Raw genomic sequence first — 18,116 nt, forward strand, 5'->3', positions numbered from 1 at the left:
CAAGTGAACAATTTTTACCTAAATATTTGTAGAATGTTTTTTGTAACACTTTTATTAATTCTTCAAAACAGCCAACTACTTCTCACCGCTGTTAATTCATCTTGGTTTTCTAAATGACTTAAAGGAAAGTTCTGTGAAATCGCTTCAGAATCTATAGGCAATATAATAATTTCTACTCGCCTGTTTCTTTTCTCATCTGTTATATTTTCGTGCTGAATAAGTGGTCTTATATCTGCAAAGGCAACGATCCGTATTCGTTCAGCACTAACCCTGCCTGTGCCAATTAGTAGTTCACCGACAGAGACAGCTCTTGCAGCTGACAAAGCCCAGTTACTTGAAAAACGATCATTATTTATTGGTACGTTGTCAGTATGACCATGAATCTCGATTGGTGATTTTAAGGGCTCTAATAATTTTGACAACTCAAACAGCGTATCAAACAATTCATATGAAAGTTCTGCGGAACCACTATCAAAATAGCCACTTTCATTCAATCTTAAAATAATGCGTCCATCATTGTATGATAAAAGTTCAACAATCCCATTTTCAATTTGAGAATAAAATAAATTTTCTATTTCGCTTAGAAGTTCGATATGAGTGGTCTCTAGGTTTTTTTCTAATTCGTATGCATTTGCCCTGCTGGAGGACTCCAAATTCCCTCCCTGGTTACCTTCTTTTTCAATTGGAGATGGAATTAATTCTTGCTTGCTAGGAATGTAATTTTGAAAAATTGGGCTAGTTCCTTTCGGTGGATCAAGCACCGGAATTACTCTTTGTACACCAAATGCTTTTGAAAGCTCACTTGCGATTTGTTTAAATTTTGTTGCGTCAATTTCGGAAAAGGCTAGCAATAACACGAAAAAACACATTAATAGGGACATAAGGTCAGCAAAAGTAACAACCCAAGCAGGAATACCCCTTTTTTCCTCTGCGTCTTCACTCATGACTAGGCTTCCGAACTCTCCCCCGAATTCACACGTTCTTCTGGTGGAACATAAGATGTTAGAAGTTGCTCAATTATCCTTGGGTTTGTGCCACTTTGAATGCCAATTAGTGCATCTAAATATAAAGATTGAATTCTGTTTTCATCTTCTACTCTTAACATCAGTTTGTCTGAAATAGGTAATGCTATCATTGTTGCAATCATCGCCCCATAAAGAGTGGTAAGAAGCGCGACTGCCATTGCAGGTCCAATTGATTTTGGATCTTCCATATTCGATAACATTTGAACCAGTCCTATTAAAGTACCAATCATACCCATCGCTGGTGCTACGTCTCCTAAAGCAGAGAATACTTTTGAACCTTTTCTATTTCTTTCAGCGTTAAAAGTTTTTTCTTTTGCCAAGACGCTCTGAACAGTATTTGCATCCTGTCCATCGACAAGCATCTGTATACCTTTACCTAAAAATTCTGACTTAGTTTCAAATCCTTCAAGACCCAATACACCTTCTTTTCTCGCAATATTTGCAATTTGTAATACTTCTTCAATACCTTCCCTGCATGATGGAACTTTAAATTTAAAAGCACGTGCCGCTGACTTGAAGCTTCCCAGAAACTCTCCAATACTAAATTTTGCAAGAACGACAAACAATGAACCACCGACAACGATCAATATCCCTGCAGGGTTTAAAAAAGTTCCAGGTGAAGCACCAAGTAATATTGCTAGAAATATTAGTGCCAAAGCGCCTATTAGCCCAACTATAGTTGCTAGATCCATTGTTTTTCCTTTCTACCCATTCAATATTTTGATAGCCATTTCAACAAGCCTTTCAGGAGTAAACGGTTTCACCATCCAGGCAGTTGCTCCGAGATCTTGAGCTGTTTTCACAAGATTCTTATCAGTTTCAGTTGTCAACATCATAAACGGAATAACTGCAGTTTCTGACTTATTTTTCACTGCTTTTAACAATTCCATACCAGTCATGTGTGGCATATTCGAATCACTTATAATTAAACTAATCCTCTGATCATTCAATTTGTTAAGAGCATCTAACCCATCAGTGGCACAGATTACCGTATAACCAGCATCTTGAAATGCCATTTGAACAATGTATCGTATCGACGGTGAGTCATCTACTATTAAAACTTTTTTCTCCACCTCAGCCTCCAAATATTATTATGTTATTTTTTTGAACAGACCTTTTAACCTCAACACTTGTGTCAACTGACTCTAAGTTATTATTGCGATGGTTCTCTCTCTCTATTTCCATCGAATACGATTCGTAAAGGTTTTGATTTATTCTTGACACTTCCTCCGCAGATATCAACCCGTCTGAACTTATTAAGCTGCTTCCTAACTCATCCAAAGCCTCTCTCACATGGTGCAAAATTTGGCTCACCCTGTCCTGAAACTGAAATTCGACGAGTGAAGCGGATATTTCTTTGTTTATTAATTTAGAACTTTTACTCAAGAAGGTTTTTATTTTTTTGAGACTTTCATCATGAGTAGAGAATTCTTTTTTATCTTTTTCACTTGAAATTTTCTCGTTTATTTCATTGAAAACAACTAACGCTTTGTTGATTTTGTTGATTAGTTCTGTTATTCTTCCGAATCTTTGACACAACACATCTACAGAGCTATTTCCTTGCTCGGTTATATAATCTAGCTGATTTCTTACATTACTAAAAAATGACACGAGTTCAACGCTTTGATCCCCATCTACTACCAATGATTTATAGCTCTTTTCAATTTGCGTGACCTCAAACGAATCCATGAAATGTGTTTCAAGAACTTTCAAAGGTAGATTCGACAGTAATTTTCTGTAAAGAACGAGACTTGTAATCGTCGTTAGCAGAACCATGCTTATCAATAATACATTAAAATAAAATATCGCTTCATTTTGATGTGCCTCATAAGTCACGAACAAAAACAAACCGATAACTAATGCAGCCAGAAGAATCGCAGCATTCATTGTAAGAACTATCATTTGATTAATTTTTTTAAGAGGCATATCCTCGGCTCCACTTTTTAAACGGCTCCTAGTTAAATACGTTATTCATCCCGCCGTTATTTTCTTAAAACCATGACTGCTCGCCAAATCGATTTTAAACATATTACTATAATATGCTTGTCGCTCTGACATTCGGCCCTAGTCTTTAAGGTTCTTAACACTAAGTATTGCCTTTTTATTGAAATTTGCCAATATTTTCGTTAAAAAAAACACCTGCATGGTGAATTTTTGCATTCTTTCATACTTTACAAGATTATTAACTATTGTTTCTTTTTGTGTTTTCCGTAGCGGTTTTGTAAATTTTTTCGAAATTCGAAACATTTATAGCAGAAGTGTGAAAATAATAATGATTTGGTAAAGGAAGAACATAATGTTGCTCCGAAGCGAATGAATTTTCCCGCCGAAGCAGAACAAAAGACCAACTGTAGTAGCCCCCATTTGAACTGGACACCTTGGTAGAAGCAAAAGCCTAGGCATAGACCTAGTACAAAGGAGTGTCCAAGGTGGAGAGAATCGAAGTCATAACCGGATAGCAGCGCCGTCGCCGGTATTCTGCGCAGGAGAAGGCATTCATGGTTGCGGAGTGTGAGCAGCCAGGCATGTCGGTATCGCTTGTAGCCCGGCGTCATGGCATATCAGCAAGTCTGTTGTTCCGTTGGAAGAAGCTGATGAAAGACGGTGGCATGTCCGCGATTGAATCTGGTGATGAGGTTGTAAGCGTATCCGAGGTGAAAGCCCTGAACAAAAAGGTTCGGGAGCTGGAACGGGTGTTGGGCCGCAAGACGTTGGAAGCTGAGATACTCCGGGAAGCCCTTGAGGTGACTCAGTCAAAAAAGTTGATCTCGCGCTCCAATCTTCTGGATCGCCTTCATGGTCGCCAGAAAGGCCGAAGCCCGAGATACAGCAAACAGGGCGATGACCGGCATTTACCGTTTATCCGTGAGCTGTGCGGGGCCCGTGCTGCCAATAGCTATCGAAGGATCAAGGCTCGACTGAATCGGTTGCTCGCAGCCAACGATGAGCGAGTAAACCACAAGCGCGTGTACCGACTGATGAAGCAGGATGGGCTGCTGTTACCCCGGTTTACAGGGCGACCTCAAGAGCGCTGCCACAATGGCCAGGTTATTACGTTGAAGCGGGCCATCGCTGGTGCTCAGATGGTTTTGAGATCCGCTGCTGGAACAAGGAGGTTGTCCGTGTAGCCTTCAGCCTGGACTGCTGTGATCGCGAGCTGATGCGCTATGTAGCGACCACGGGGGCATCACCGGTGAGATGGTTCAGGACCTACTGCTGGAAAGCCTGGAATACCCCCTCGGCCAGTCAGAGCGGGTGCCTCATCAGCCGGAATGGATCGAGGACTATAACCGCAGCCATCCGCACAAGGGGCTGAAAATGAAATCGCCCTGGGAGTACCGGGCGGAACTGGCATCAAATGAATGAAATGGTGTCCGGTTTAGCGGGGCCAACTACACTGTAGTTGTCGATTTTCGGTGATGCCAATTTACTTGCACTCAAAATCTGGACGATAAAAAATATTTTAATGGATTCTGTTCATGACGTTTTTTCATTTTTAATATTGTTTTGCTGTCAAATTAAATAAATCCATTCGCTTTGACTGAAAAAATTTACGCAATCACCCTTGCTTACTCTTGGTTGTATTTCGTATGATCCAACTTATATCAAAGTTTTTTGAGTGTGACTGATTTACAAATTTATTTTGGAGAAAGTCATGGAGAAAAGGCAACATTTTCGGGTTTCAGACTTTCTATCCGTTGAAGTTTTTGACAAAGAGAGGCGCATTTTCCCGCGAAATCGATTGCGTCCTAGCTCGATTGTGCAAGGCAAGCATGAAGATATACTCAACGCTGTTTTGAGAAGTTTACGTAAAGCCAAAGAGGCAGGAAAACTCAGCACTGACGGTTTAAAAGCAATCCTGTCTCTCGAACTCGCAGATGCTTACATGTGTACCGAGGAGAACCCTAACCTAACCACGACCGACCCGCGGCGGTGTCATGTGTCGATCAGCGAAGGTGGCATACGGATAGACATGCCGGAACATGATTACGATCCGGCACACACGACCTTTCTAACTCTGGCGCTTCACCTTCCCGGAGAGAATAAGCCTTTATGCGTAAACGCTTACGTTAGAGGGAGTAACCGCATTGCTACTGATGGTTTGGTATTGCTCAGGTTCGAGTTTTCAGGGATGTCAGAGCATGCCAGGCAAAGGCTGTTCCGCTATATTTTAAAGCTACAATCGCAAAAGGTCCGCACGACCACAACCCCAGATAGTGCCCCGCAAGCAGCTGGAAGACGTGCGCTTTAGCCAGTTGTCACTACCTGATTCCTTCCTTGTTGCTTTGCCTTATACAATGTGATGTCCGCTCTCTTGACCAGAGTGGTGGCGGTATCACCTCTGGAATAACAAGCAACACCGGCGCTGATAGTAACGGGTTTGTTGCTCTCATAGACGTCAGACTCGATCAAACGACGGATATTTTCGGCTACATGCCTGGCGCTCACGAGGTCGGTCTCTACCAAAATAATCAGAAACTCTTCCCCACCCCAGCGTCCGATGAGGTCCACAGCTCTGATCGAAGCCTCAGCGCGTCGTGAAACTTGTCTCAACACTTCATCACCGACATCATGACCAAACTGGTCATTAATCTGTTTGAAGTGGTCAATATCGAACAGGATAACAGCGAAATCATTGTCGTATCGATTTGAACGATTGATCTCTGAGACTAGCCTTTCCTCTATACATCCCCGATTTAATAATCCCGTTAGCTGGTCATGGTTAGCACGCCTCTCCAGTTCTCGCAAAAGATTTTCTTTACTCAAGTAGCTCGCGATGCTGGGTGAGACCATATTCATTATGTTGCCATAGGCAGCGTCTGGAATATGGTCTCCAGGTAAAGCAAAAATCATTAAACCCACCCGGTCAGTTCCCAGCAGTAATGGAGAAACAAAGAAAGAAGCATTGGCCGAGTTTGAGCAGATGGGTAACGCAGCCGACACTTTAGTGGCCAAGGCGCTCCCCTTTTCAACCAGCATGGCCTCCATAGTCATATCGTTTTCCTTTGGTGAGATGATATCAGAACAAAAAGCCTTTAGTGATAAGACGCTTAGTCCCGATCGACACGCTCCATCGGCGCTGGTATTTTCGAACAAACTTCCAATTATCTCGGCCTCATCTTCACCGGAATCATAAATTATGCCGACGTTACCATCCGATAACGGAGTTGCGGTGGTCAAAAAAATCAAACACTCATCAAGTGTAGATGAGGTTGCCCCACCCTCCGCAATCATCAATCGCTGGCCAACCTCTTTAACCGCCTGGTCTAATCGCGCTTGCCGAAAAATAGTAGAAATGGCCACTTTGCGCTCCAGAAGAACGGCGACCACGAATAAGAAATTGGCGACAGAATCATCGCTTGGAAAAGTATCGAACCCATCAAAAAGATAAAAATCGACGGTTCCGAGGGGGGCCCCATCGTTAGATAAAACCGGGTAAGCGCGCCAACACAGAACACTCTCAGGCACAATAGGGGGCTCATGGCGCGCGCCAGGCGAGTTGTATTCTTTTGTTACCGGCGTTTCCGTCAGTAATGCGTTGGCAGATGGAAAATCCCCAAACACCAAGGGGAGACTCTCTACGAGCTCGACAACTGATGAACCCAGACCTTTGCCCCACACCAATTTTAATGTTTTGGCGGAGTTATCCAGTAACGACACTGAACATGCCAATCCATTCCCGAGCTGGCAACGCAACAAGTCCGATGAGTTGTCTAATGCGGTGGGTAAATCAGTTTCGTTAAGAATTGATCTAATAACCGTAGCATCTGACCTTTCTCTGCTTTGAGGCAATGGCTGATGAGACGAGGTTTCAAACCACACACAGACAACCTCCTCCAGAACTTCAATCCGTACACCTATTGAGTGTTCGGCCCGAAAGGTTGAACTGTCGAATGGAACTTTAAGAGTATCTTGGAAAGTTCCGGATTCTATCGAGGTATCCCCAAGTTTACTACTGAGAATCGGGAGGAAATCTGGGTGCTTTTCACTGTTAAATAGATAGGAGACCAACGTTTCCGGTGTCTCGGGCTTTCCGCTCAGCGCCTCTATCCAGTTGGTAAGGCATTCTGACGGCTGAACAAATTTTCTGTCTTTGCGCCCCACGACAAAAGACATGGCGGGTATAAACTGTACACAGGAACGAAGGTCGTTTTGATAGCGCCTGACGGATTGATATGCGACCGCTTGGCGCTTTGAGTACTCGCGCAGTGCATGTTCGGCCTTAATTCGCAGCGATCTGTATCTCATCACCATAAAGGTCGATATAAGGATCACCGAGACGGTCAGAGTGATTGTCAGTAGCTCTCCAATAGCCGTCAATTTGTTTCACCGGAGTTCTGAATTTCTAGCGCTAACACGTCTCCATACACTTCTGAGAAAGAGGCTCCTCTTGAAGTCCTCAAGCGGTATTTCACCGATACCACCTGTCCGGCAATCAACTTACCGAGTTGTGATGGGGCACAATTTCGCCAGAACATTTCGAAAGCTTCCCCAGCCTCGTTGATTCCTTTGCAGTGGTCATCTACCAGAAATCTCTGATGCGTATCCATCAAGACCGAGCTGCTCCGAACCACGAACTCCTGCTCGAATATTGGCTCGGGGAAAAGCCGCCCCCAGGCCTGCTTCTCAAGCCATTGAGCAAGTGCGGTTACTCGTTGATCTGCTGTAAGCGGGCCATCAATAATAGCTACGTCCTGCGAGGCAGAACCGTGAGTGCAGCCGCGCAAGTAGCTTTCCAGTTCTTTTTTGAACTCACTGTAGGCACTCACCTCTAGTAGAAAATCCCCTGAAAAGGCATCTGCCCAAAAACTAAAAGTAGATTCAAAACCCAACTTAAAGCCAATATCACGAAGCGTATCATTGACGTTTATATGGTCTGATCTCAAGAAACACCGGATGAACTCATTACCCACTTGAGATCGGACAAGCTGGGTCCTGCCTGTTTGCGCGTAGCATCTTTCTGCATAAATTGGGAACAAACGAGCGTCATTCTCGAACTCACGCTCTTCATAATCAACCAGTGACTTTGAATGTTGCTCCGATACCTGGTCAATCTTAGGATTTGCACCAATGAGCCCTGCTAGATGTTTTAACGATGGAAAATAGGTCTTAGCCTTTAAAAACGACGCCCTACCTGCCTTTTCCGAAGCAATTTTGGTTTTATCCGCCAGTAGACATTCAATGAGCGTTTCGGGGTTCTCGGAATAGCATACGCTGCTGAAAAGAGGAATAAGCCGCATCTGCAACTGCTGCGTTGTGAAAGGGTAACTTGCCTCACTTTCAACCAACAGATACCTCAATCCATAACACAAAATGCCTCTTGAATGCGAAGTCCTGGGCTGCAAAGTCCAGCCGCGGCTGATCCTATCAACACCGCAGCTAACAATGCTTCGCACATGAGGGGCCATAGGCATATCGTCACAAAGATAAGATAACGCCACGAAGGTCTCGTTAACCTCCAAACCGGCCGTCTTGAGCTGTGCTGTTAATGCTTGGGTTCTGGGATGTTCAGACAGGAGCTTTATGAGCCGTTCTCTGCAACGCAGCACAAGTTCATGAGCGATAGCAGTCACGGTAAACTCTTTAGCTCTATATGGTGCTGTATCCTCATAACTGGGGCCCACCCGCAGAGCATCGGGCACGTCCATGCGATGGGTCACCAGAGCGACGATATCGGCTGATGCCTGTTTGCTCCTGATTCTGGGAATCAGTTCGTAGGCTGGATCTAATGCAATAATCAGATCAGGAGAATTCGCCAATGCTTCATCCAGATCACAATTTGCCTTGGGATTTCCGGATCTAGCCGGACCACAAAGATAGTTCAGATTGAGCCGACTAACATCACTGTTGAAACCGCCGCGAGACGTCTGAATAACATCCCTGGTTGATTGAAGCCCTCTGACAATAAGGTTTAGTCCGCGAATCAGCGACGATACTGCTAGAATGTGATCAGGGTTGGGCCGACAAACAATGAGTACATTTGCCCCACCCAGCAATGCCGAGGCGATCTTCTCTTCCGCGATTTCGACGCCGACATGATCCAGTGCAGGCTCACCAACCGGCCCTTTTTGGCCACCAAGACGTGCCTCAAGAATTTTATCTTTAACCGGGTCAATGATTGAAAGTAGCTCTTTGCCGTCTCGAACTTTCATATGCCTTCTTATTAGGTCATTGGAGTTTCGATCGACGTATTTCATAGAGAGCCCACCATGATGCATTGTCATCTCATAATTTGCCGACTAATCTGACGATCAATTGCCGCGCCAAGATAAGGCTCCAAAACGCGAACACATTCGGCATCACCACTCTGCTTCACAGCATGGCACACAACTGACAACGAGGAAGAGAAAGCATCGTCCGGGCCATAATTCAGAAGGGTAGCGAAGAGTCGATCACTCTCCCTTTGCTCATGCGCTAACGTAAATAACGCCAACGCGAGGTCGTAATCATACCCGAAGAAATCCGAATCAGCCTGATAGGAGCAGATCAGGCGGATGACCTCACACTGGTTGCCAGACGCTGCCCAGGAAACAGCCTTTTTATCAGACAGTAGTTTTGAGGCCATATAGGGAAGTTGTTCCCGCATACCTGAAATAAAGAAGTCTACGCGAGCAAGGTCTCCGTCAAAACAAGCCCTTCTATACGCTCGCTCGAGGTTCAATTCGAGAGAGCCTCTGGCAGCCCGACTGATATCGACCAGGGATTGCGACAGAAGCTGCGGTAGACTGGCGATCGGTTCTGCCAATAGGTTTTCAACCGTCGGCACTTTTGCCGTTACCATAAAATCCGCCTCGAAAAGTCAAAAACTAGTAGTCTATACTATAACCTCAGGGAAACCGAAACAACAACAGCCTTGCAAAAGATGTTGAACATAGCGATGGTCAACCTACGACATCACCAAATGCAATGTATTGTGGCGAAGAGGCTTATTGAGGCTTAACAGAGGCCAGCGAAACTTTAACTTGATGCTGTCGTTGCATAAAACTGACCAGAACAACAGCCCGCTCCTCACCATCGTAGGCCTGAAAGATAGCGCTGATACCCTTGAACGGCCCTTCGTCCAGCTCAACCGGCTGGCCCGGCTTGATTCCGCCCTGCTCCGCGACTTTATCCAGGCTGACTTTGATGTGCTCAATCACCTCATCGGCGATGGCGGCCGGCTTGTTGGCAAATCCCACGATACGAGCAACTCCCCGGGTGGAGCGAAGCTTCGACCACATGGGATCGGTCTGCTCCAGGTTCACAAACAGGTAACCGGGAAACAGCGGCTCCAGCTTTCTGGTCCGCTTGCCGGCCCGAATCTTCTCCACCTCAATCTTCGGGTAGAAACAGGCCACCTCCTGATTCTGCAAATGCTGCAGCGCCCGATCCCCCTGCGCTGGCTTGTGTTGTAAAGCATACCAAGTCATGAAAAATCCATCTTTGGGGTCAGACCCCAGAACATTTGATCAGGTGAAATGTCTTGGGGTCTGACCCCAACTTCAAAAATACCAGCTACCCGCTGCAATAAAATGTGGATTCAGAACGTCTTGCTTGCCGTATTTCAGTGGCTCGCCCTGGGGCGTTTGCACGTTGCCGCCGGCGGCCAAGAGGATGGCGTGAGCGGCGGCGGTGTCCCATTCGCTGGTGGGCCCCATGCGGGGATAGATGTCGGCGTGGCCTTCCGCAATGCGGCAGAACTTCAGGGAGCTGCCCGCCTGCACGGTTTCGTGGTCGCCAAGGCTATCGATAAATGTGCGGGTTTCCTCGTTCAGGTGGTTTTTACTAGCCACCACCCGCAAGGTTTCCCGGGGTTCCACTACGCGAATGCGGTGTATGCGGCCAGTGCGATCACGCATGCTGGCGCCCTCGCCTTTGATGCCCCAGAAGGCTTCTTTCAGTGCCGGCGCGGTAACCACGCCCATCACCGGTTCGCCGTCCTCGATCATGGCGATGTTGACAGTGAACTCACCGGTGCGCTGGGTGAAATCCTTGGTGCCGTCGATCGGGTCAATCAACCAGAAACGACGCCAGTGTTTGCGCTCTTCCCAGGGAATCTCTGCGCCTTCTTCCGACAGGACCGGTATATCCCGTGTGAGGTTGCGCAGCCCCTTCACGATAATGTCGTGGCTGGCCGTGTCGGCCGCGGTGATGGGTGATTGATCTTCCTTGTAACTCACCTTGAAGTCAGACTGGTAGATGTGCAGTACCTTCTCGCTGGCTTCATCAGCAATTCTGATCACTTCCGGAAGAATCGAGCTGTAATACATGTTTGCATCCTGCTGGCCATATCTACCGCAATAATAGCAAATTTTGGGGTCAGACCCCCGGACATTTGGTGGGGCGAAATGTCTTGGGGTCTGACCCCAACTTGAATTTTTGGGCGGGTTGCGGCACATTGTTGCGGTTACAAATCAATTCACAAGGACTGTGAGATGCCCCGCCGACCAAGGATTTGTCCGGCCGGGATGCCCCAGCATATTATTCAGCGGGGGAATAACCGGCAGGAGTGTTTTCAGGATCTGGCCGATCGCGCCACTTATGCGACCTATCTTTCCCGCTATCAACGCGAATTTCAGGTGGATATTCACGCCTGGGTACTGATGAGCAACCACACCCATCTGTTAGTGACGCCCAACGCTGAGGGCGCGCTTTCGAGCCTTATGAAGGCGGTTGGTCAGCGCTATGCCCAGTATTACAACCACAAGTATGACCGCACCGGAACCTTGTGGGAGGGGCGGTTCAAGTCTTGCCTAGTTGATACCGACCAATACTTTCTGCAATGCCAGCGGTATATCGAGCTGAACCCGGTGAAGGCGGGCATGGTGGAGTATGCCGGGGACTATCAATGGTCAAGCTATAACTGTCATGCCTACGGGATGCGCTCGGGCATGCATACACCGCACGACTGCTACCTGAACTTTCAGCCCGATGCCGAGAGGCGCTTTATCAGCTACCGCTCATTCGTCGCCAGTCCCAGCCCCGACGGAATGGATGAGCAGATTCACTATGCGGCGATCTCCGGCAAGCCTCTCGGTTCTGCAGAATTTCGGGAGCGGATTAAGGCGAAATTCGGAGAGTTCTAATTTGGGGTCAGACCCCAGGACATTTGGTGAGGTGAAATGTCCGGGGGTCTGACCCCAATTTTATATTTCGACTTCTTCGAAGAGTTCGGGCACTTCGGCGGGCCAGCCGAATTTCTCGGTGATGCGTTTGCGCATGGTGTCGCTGGCGACGGGTTCGCCGTGGGTGACGTAGACTCTTTCTGGCTTGAGGGTGCCCTGCTCCAGCCAGGCCAGGATTTCGTTGTAGTCGCCGTGGGCGCTCATGGAATCCAGGTTGTGGATTTCGGCTTTCACCGGCCAGTATTCGCCGTGGATTTTGACAGATTCGGCACCGCTTACGAGTGCATCGCCACGGGTTCCCGGCGCCTGGAAGCCGGCGAAGACCACGCTGTTGCGGGGGTTTGGCAACAGGGTTTTCAGGTGGTGCAGCACGCGGCCACCGGAGGCCATGCCACTGGCGGAGACAATCACGCAGGGGTAGCGCACGGCGTCGAGTTCGATCGATTCCTCAACGGTTCTGACGAATTCAGTTTTCTCATCCATCAGCTCACATTGGGCGCGGTTAAGTTTATGCTCTTTGTGGTGCTGGCAGAATATTTCCGTGGCTTTGATGGCCATCGGGCTGTTCAGGTACACCGGCAGTTTCGGGATCTTGCCCTGCCCCATGAGTTTGTGAATCACGTACAGGAGCATCTGGGCGCGGCCCACCGCAAACGCGGGCATTAACACGATACCTCCCCGGCCAGCGGTTTTGGTGATGATGTCAGCCAGGTCGCCTTCCGGGTCTGATTCCCCGTGAGTTCGGTCGCCGTAAGTGGATTCGCACACCAGAACGTCCGCATGTTGCAACGGCTCTGGTGGTCGCATAATGAGATCATCCTGGCGACCCACATCACCGCTGAACACCACCGTGCGGGCGGCACCTTTGTGGTGAACGTGCACGCAGGATGACCCAAGAATGTGCCCTGCCGGAGTGAAGCTCACTTCAAAGCCTTTCACGGGTTCGAACTTCTCGTGGTAGTGCATCGACTCGAAATGCTTGAGGGCTTCCCGGGCGTCTTTTTCGGTGAACAACGGCTCGGGTTTTTCGTGCTTGGAGAATTTCTTCCGGAACGCGTACTTGGCATCTTCTTCCTGCAGAAAGCCGGCATCTGGCAGCAGCACTTTGCACAGCTCATGAGTTGCCTTGGTGCAGTAGATCTTGCCCTTGAAGCCGTTTTTCACCAGCGCAGGTAGGTAGCCGGAGTGATCAATGTGGGCGTGGGTGAGCACCACGGCATTTATGGTTGACGGGTCTACCGGAAACGTCGCCCAGTTTCGCCGCCGCAAGGTTTTTACCCCCTGATACATGCCGCAATCCACCAGCAGGCGGTGGTTTTCATCAGAGAGCAGATAGCGAGAACCGGTGACGGTGCCTGTGCCGCCGAGGAAGCGAAGTTTCATAGACGGGTAAATCCTTGTCTGGTGGATAGTATTTCCAGCTTAGCGCAAAAATACTAACGGGTCTGTCCCCAACGGGGACTGACCCACTTTTGCCCGTCTGTTGCACAGAACCTGAGCCCATGGGTTCCAAAATGGGTCAGTCCCCGTTCGGGGACAGACCCTAAACAGCCCCCCTAAAACCCTTACCAACCAGATAAACCTCCCGCGAGCGGGCTCGGGAGGAATCGGGTTTTCGGACGACGACCTTGGTGAAGACTTCACGCATGGCTTTAACGTAGTCGTCATAGCCTTCGCCGTGGAAGACTTTGGCGACGAAGCTGCCTTTGGGCTTGAGTACCTGGCAGGCCATGTCGAGGGCCAGTTCCACCAGGTACATGGAGGCAGCCTGGTCGGCGGCGTTGACACCGCTGATGTTGGGGGCCATGTCTGAGATGACCACATCGGCCCTGGCGCCATCCAGAATCGCCATAATCTGGTCAAATACTTCCTGCTCGGTGAAGTCACCCTGGATGAATTCGACGCCGGCGATGGGGTCCATATGCAGGATGTCAGAGGCCACGACCCGGCCTTTGTGGCCAACCAGCTTGGCGGCAACCTGAGACCAGCCGCCGGGTGCCGAGCCCAGATCCACCACCAGATTGGTGGGCTGGATTAGCCGGTCTTTATCGTTGATTTCCAGCAGCTTATAACTGGCACGGGAACGGTAACCGTCCTGTTGCGCTTGTTTCACAAAGGGGTCGTTAACGTGCTCTTCGAGCCAGCGGTTACTGCTTTTGGAACGGGCCATGGTTTGCTATCTGCGTTACTGCGGGAAAAGGGCATTGTACGCTGCCACCGGCGTTGCCGCAAAAGCACGGGCGCCTGACAAGCACCCATCTCCAAAGTACAATGGCGGCCATTCTGACTAATATTCCAACCCTAATCCGCCGGGCAGTCGCCGGGCGGCCTGGACACACCATGATTCGCGTTACCGAACTGGCTTTACCCCTTGACCACCCCGAGGCCGCGCTGAAAGCCGCGCTACTGCATCGCCTGAAACTGAAGGACGATGAGCTGCTGGATTTCACCGTGTTCAAGCGCAGCTACGATGCCCGCAAGAAGAACACCGAGATCAAGTTTGTTTACATCATCGACCTGACCGTACAAGACGAAGCCGCCGTGCTGGCCCGTTTTTCCGACGACACCCACGTTCGCGAGGCGCCGGATACTGCTTATTACCCGGTCGCACAGGCACCGGCCCATCTTACGGAACGGCCGATTGTCGTCGGCCTTGGCCCCTGCGGTTTGTTCGCGGCTTTGTTGCTGGCGCAGATGGGGTTCAGGCCAATTGTGTTGGAACGGGGCAAAGATGTGCGCCGGCGCACCAAAGACACCTGGGCGTTGTGGCGTAAGAAGCAGCTTTCACCCGAATCCAACGTGCAGTTTGGCGAGGGTGGTGCCGGGCTGTTTTCCGATGGCAAGCTGTATAGCCAGATCAAAGACCCAAAGTTCTACGGCCGCAAGGTGATGGCGGAGTTCGTGAAAGCCGGCGCGCCGGAAGAAATCCTGTACGTGAGCAAGCCCCATATCGGTACCTTTCGCCTGACCGGTGTGGTATCTCAAATGCGCGACGAAATCATCAGCCTGGGCGGTGACATTCGCTTCGAACACAAGGTAACCGACCTGCTGTTAGAGAACGGCGCAGTGCGCGGAGTAGAACTGGCCAGTGGCGAGCAGCTGATGAGCCGCCACGTGGTGATGGCCCTTGGCCACAGCGCCCGGGAAACCTTCCGCATGCTGCATCAGCGCGGCGTGTTTATGGAAGCCAAGCCTTTCGCCATCGGCTTTCGGATTGAACACCCGCAAAGCCTGATTGATCACGCCCGGCTGGGCAAATACGCTGGCCACCCGGCACTGGGGGCCGCGGATTATAAACTGGTGTATCACGCCAGCAACGGCCGTGCGGTATACAGCTTTTGCATGTGCCCGGGCGGCACCGTTGTGGCGGCGACTTCCGAACCGGGGCGAGTGGTTACTAACGGCATGAGCCAGTATTCCCGTAATGAACGCAACGCCAACTCCGGCATTGTGGTGAACATCGACCCCGAGAAAGACTTCCCGGGCGATGCGCTGGCAGGGGTCAAATTGCAAGAGCAGCTGGAAGCCAAGGCCTTTGTTCTGGGAGGCAGTGATTACTGCGCGCCGGCCCAATTGGTAGGCGACTTCATTGCCGGCAAGCCTTCGGAAAAGCTGGGCGAAGTTGAACCCTCTTACAAACCCGGCATTCGCCTTGGGGACCTGGCCCCTTCTCTGCCCGCCTACGCCATCAACGCCATCCGCGAAGCCCTGCCCGCCTTCGGCCGGCAGATTCGCGGTTTCGACCGGCCCGATGCGGTGCTGACCGGTATTGAAACGCGCACCTCGTCCCCAGTCCGAATTACCCGAGACCGGGACACCCTGCAAAGCCTGAACACCCGGGGACTTTACCCGGCTGGCGAAGGCGCAGGTTACGCGGGCGGCATTCTGTCTGCCGGGGTGGATGGCATCAAGGTAGCCGAAGCGGTGGCCAAGGCCATGATGGCTGACCTGGAAACCACCGGGGAGAGCCAACCGTGAAGCTGGACGACATCAAGAAGCTTCACCAGAAAAAATACCGGCAGGCCTTCGGGCATTTCCTGGTGGAAGGCGAGCATTTGGTGCTGGAGCTGGAAAAGGCATGCAGTCAGGCGCCTTCTGTATGGGAGCAAGCACAGCTCTATGTAACCAGCGCCTACGAACATTGGAACAGCCCCTGGCCGAAACACCTGGTCAGCGACCGGCAAATGGCTCAGCTGGCTGACACCAAAACCCCGCAAGGCATATTAGCGGTAGTGCCGATGCCGCCGGCTACAAAGGGGGGCGCAGCAACCGGCGAGAAAGCCATCTACCTACACGAAGTCCAGGACCCCGGCAACCTGGGTACGATTTTGCGCACCCTGGCCTGGTTTGGCGGCCTGCGCTGCCTGCTCAGCCCTGGCAGTGTAGATCCGTTCAATCCGAAAGTGGTTCGTGCAAGCATGGGGGCGATTTTTCATGTGCCGATTGAAACCGAGGTTTCGCTGGACACCCTCGCCAGCCGCTATGCTCGTATCGCCTGCCTGGACATTGGCGGCGCCCCCATCGCCAATCCGGCTTTCGCAGCACACGACTGCTACCTGTTCGGCAATGAAGCCCGCGGTGTGCCCTCGGAAGCTTTGAATGAGCTGGCCGCCCAGCGCTTCACTATTCCCGGAGCGGCAAAGATTGAATCCCTGAATCTGGCCTCTGCGGTAAACATGGCGGTTTATGAGCTGAACCGGAGCACCATCGCCAACGTTGCATCCCCCTTCAAGGCAAACCAATGATTCGCAAGTACATAATCGGAACCCTTTCCCTCGGAGTATTCCTCGCCTTCATCCTCGCCATGGTGCTGATGGTGCAACTGCACCGTTACGGCATCGCCGTGGATGTCGCCCGCCTCGAGAACCTGCAAACCTGGGCCGGCGATGATGCCGAACGCCAGGCACAGATGCAGCGATACTTCGAGCAGTGCATCGACAACCACCGGGATGTAGAAGACAAACGCAGGCCGGAGCACATCCGGTCGCTGTACCAGTGCGCCGAAGAGCATGGTTCTTCCGAAATTGCCCGGGTGGTTCGACAAGCGCCTGAAACGGTAGAAGCCCCCGCGCCATTGCGATGGATCTGGTGATTCAAGTTGGGGTCAGACCCCAGGACATTTGATGGGGTGAAATGTCTTGGGGTCTGACCCCATGCTATTCTGACGGATAATCGTGAAAGGGAGGTGCAAACGTGGCAGAACAAGATGTCCGCTGGCTACAGCGATTCAGCAATTTCAAGAAAGCTTTCGGGCAGCTTGATTCAGCTGTGCAGCTGTGCCAGACAAGAGATCTCTCTGACCTTGAAAAACAGGGCCTGATTCAAGCCTTTGAATACACGTATGAGCTCTCCTGTAACACGATTCGCGATTATTTCCGCTGGCAAGGTAACGCCAATATCGCAGGCTCTCGCGATGCAATTCGAGAGGCATTCGCCAATGGCCTGATTGAGGATGGTGAGGGCTGGATGCGAATGCTGAAAGACCGGAACCGAACTTCGCACACCTACAATGAAGAAACAGCCCGGGAAATTCTTGAGAATGTTCTGACCCAATACCACTCGTTGTTCGCCACCCTAAAAACCAGGATGGACCAAGAGGCAGAGAAGTATGACCTTGCGTGAAACGTCTCCGCAAGCAGATCAATTCGGCTTACCGAGCCGCGTTATTAACGGCCTCAAAGCGCTCTTCGAAAAATACCCTGAAATAGAACAAGTGACACTTTATGGCTCCCGCGCCAAGGGCAATTATCGCCATAACTCGGATATCGATTTAATGCTCACCGCGCCAACGCTCTCCTGGCGGAGGTTCAATAACCTGGAACTGGAGATTGATGATCTGCTACTGCCTTGGAAAGTCGATCTGGCTTTGGAACACCAGGTAGAGAACCAAGACCTGCTTGAGCATGTTGCACGGGTGGGTGTGCGTGTTTTGTGAACCCACGTTCTCGATTCGATCAACCGAGGTGCTAGCGCCAACTGAAATCGA

18 protein-coding genes and 1 pseudogene are annotated in these 18,116 nt (G+C 50.1%); 8 read left to right on the forward strand and 11 right to left on the reverse strand.

Annotation, left to right across the window (positions count from 1 at the left end; genetic code table 11):
* Positions 1–62 precede the first annotated feature (62 nt).
* Genes ACTZWX_RS14120 through ACTZWX_RS14135 form a run of 4 tightly spaced genes read right to left on the reverse strand, consistent with a single transcriptional unit; the run spans position 63 to position 2,951 of the window.
* On the reverse strand, positions 63–944 hold the full coding sequence (locus ACTZWX_RS14120) for a flagellar motor protein MotB (RefSeq protein WP_444714485.1): 882 nt from the start codon (positions 942–944) through the stop codon (positions 63–65).
* Positions 945–946: 2 nt separating this feature from the next.
* On the reverse strand, positions 947–1,717 hold the full coding sequence (gene pomA / locus ACTZWX_RS14125; protein ID WP_444714486.1) for a flagellar motor protein PomA: 771 nt from the start codon (positions 1,715–1,717) through the stop codon (positions 947–949).
* A gap of 12 nt (positions 1,718–1,729) precedes the next feature.
* Positions 1,730–2,098: a response regulator gene (locus ACTZWX_RS14130; RefSeq protein WP_444714487.1), complete on the reverse strand. Its 369-nt coding sequence runs from the start codon at positions 2,096–2,098 to the stop codon at positions 1,730–1,732.
* Position 2,099: 1 nt separating this feature from the next.
* The gene (locus tag ACTZWX_RS14135) at positions 2,100–2,951 is read right to left on the reverse strand and encodes a hypothetical protein (RefSeq protein WP_444714488.1); all 852 of its coding nucleotides are present in this window, start codon (positions 2,949–2,951) and stop codon (positions 2,100–2,102) included.
* A 503-nt stretch (positions 2,952–3,454) separates the two neighbouring features.
* On the opposite strand from ACTZWX_RS14135, the pseudogene ACTZWX_RS14140 reads away from it, so the two are divergent.
* Together ACTZWX_RS14140 and ACTZWX_RS14145 are read left to right on the forward strand one after the other, a co-directional pair.
* Positions 3,455–4,391: pseudogene (locus ACTZWX_RS14140) on the forward strand (transposase).
* 289 nt (positions 4,392–4,680) lie between these two features.
* Complete coding sequence (locus tag ACTZWX_RS14145; RefSeq protein ID WP_444714489.1) at positions 4,681–5,277, forward strand: PilZ domain-containing protein; 597 nt, start codon at positions 4,681–4,683, stop codon at positions 5,275–5,277.
* Here the strand turns inward: ACTZWX_RS14145 and ACTZWX_RS14150 are convergent.
* From ACTZWX_RS14150 to cysQ, 5 genes are all read right to left on the reverse strand, one after another.
* A complete protein-coding gene (locus tag ACTZWX_RS14150) occupies positions 5,274–7,346 on the reverse strand; it encodes a GGDEF domain-containing protein (RefSeq protein ID WP_444714490.1) in 2,073 nt (690 codons plus the stop codon). The genes ACTZWX_RS14145 and ACTZWX_RS14150 overlap by 4 nt on opposite strands.
* Positions 7,343–9,223: a single-stranded-DNA-specific exonuclease RecJ-like protein gene (locus ACTZWX_RS14155; protein WP_444714491.1), complete on the reverse strand. Its 1,881-nt coding sequence runs from the start codon at positions 9,221–9,223 to the stop codon at positions 7,343–7,345. Before ACTZWX_RS14155 ends, ACTZWX_RS14150 begins: the two co-directional genes overlap by 4 nt.
* Positions 9,224–9,246: 23 nt before the next feature.
* Complete coding sequence (locus tag ACTZWX_RS14160; RefSeq protein ID WP_444714492.1) at positions 9,247–9,807, reverse strand: hypothetical protein; 561 nt, start codon at positions 9,805–9,807, stop codon at positions 9,247–9,249.
* Positions 9,808–9,952: 145 nt separating this feature from the next.
* On the reverse strand, positions 9,953–10,435 hold the full coding sequence (gene rfaH / locus ACTZWX_RS14165) for a transcription/translation regulatory transformer protein RfaH (protein ID WP_444714493.1): 483 nt from the start codon (positions 10,433–10,435) through the stop codon (positions 9,953–9,955).
* 72 nt (positions 10,436–10,507) lie between these two features.
* Positions 10,508–11,275, reverse strand: a complete 768-nt coding sequence (gene cysQ / locus ACTZWX_RS14170; protein WP_444714494.1) for a 3'(2'),5'-bisphosphate nucleotidase CysQ — start codon at positions 11,273–11,275, stop codon at positions 10,508–10,510.
* Between the two features lie 198 nt (positions 11,276–11,473).
* Here cysQ and ACTZWX_RS14175 point away from each other — a divergent pair, with 198 nt between their 5' ends.
* Positions 11,474–12,091 carry a transposase gene (locus tag ACTZWX_RS14175; protein ID WP_444714495.1) on the forward strand — a complete coding sequence of 206 codons (618 nt, stop codon included), beginning with the start codon at positions 11,474–11,476 and terminating at the stop codon, positions 12,089–12,091.
* Positions 12,092–12,151: 60 nt separating this feature from the next.
* On the opposite strand, the gene ACTZWX_RS14180 is transcribed toward ACTZWX_RS14175, so the two are convergent.
* Entirely contained in the window at positions 12,152–13,513 is a 1,362-nt protein-coding gene (locus ACTZWX_RS14180; protein ID WP_444714496.1) for an MBL fold metallo-hydrolase RNA specificity domain-containing protein, read from the reverse strand.
* A 160-nt stretch (positions 13,514–13,673) separates the two neighbouring features.
* Positions 13,674–14,300, reverse strand: coding sequence for a 23S rRNA (uridine(2552)-2'-O)-methyltransferase RlmE (gene rlmE / locus ACTZWX_RS14185; protein WP_444714497.1), 627 nt, complete (start codon positions 14,298–14,300; stop codon positions 13,674–13,676).
* Positions 14,301–14,470: 170 nt separating this feature from the next.
* Between rlmE and ACTZWX_RS14190 the strand changes: the two genes are divergently transcribed.
* The 5 genes from ACTZWX_RS14190 to ACTZWX_RS14210 all read left to right on the forward strand — a co-directional run bounded on the left by ACTZWX_RS14190 (position 14,471) and on the right by ACTZWX_RS14210 (position 18,065).
* Positions 14,471–16,108: an NAD(P)/FAD-dependent oxidoreductase gene (locus ACTZWX_RS14190; RefSeq protein ID WP_444714498.1), complete on the forward strand. Its 1,638-nt coding sequence runs from the start codon at positions 14,471–14,473 to the stop codon at positions 16,106–16,108.
* Positions 16,105–16,875, forward strand: a complete 771-nt coding sequence (locus ACTZWX_RS14195; RefSeq protein WP_444714499.1) for a TrmH family RNA methyltransferase — start codon at positions 16,105–16,107, stop codon at positions 16,873–16,875. The genes ACTZWX_RS14190 and ACTZWX_RS14195 overlap by 4 nt, the downstream gene beginning before the upstream one ends.
* Positions 16,872–17,222, forward strand: coding sequence for a hypothetical protein (locus tag ACTZWX_RS14200; protein WP_444714500.1), 351 nt, complete (start codon positions 16,872–16,874; stop codon positions 17,220–17,222). The genes ACTZWX_RS14195 and ACTZWX_RS14200 overlap by 4 nt, the downstream gene beginning before the upstream one ends.
* Before the next feature lie 101 nt (positions 17,223–17,323).
* The gene (locus ACTZWX_RS14205) at positions 17,324–17,752 is read left to right on the forward strand and encodes a nucleotidyltransferase substrate binding protein (RefSeq protein WP_444714501.1); all 429 of its coding nucleotides are present in this window, start codon (positions 17,324–17,326) and stop codon (positions 17,750–17,752) included.
* A complete protein-coding gene (locus tag ACTZWX_RS14210) occupies positions 17,739–18,065 on the forward strand; it encodes a nucleotidyltransferase domain-containing protein (protein WP_444714502.1) in 327 nt (108 codons plus the stop codon). Before ACTZWX_RS14205 ends, ACTZWX_RS14210 begins: the two co-directional genes overlap by 14 nt.
* Positions 18,066–18,116 lie beyond the last annotated feature (51 nt).

Origin of the sequence: Marinobacter sp. NSM, from assembly GCF_052380025.1 — a bacterium.
GTDB lineage: Bacteria > Pseudomonadota > Gammaproteobacteria > Pseudomonadales > Oleiphilaceae > Marinobacter.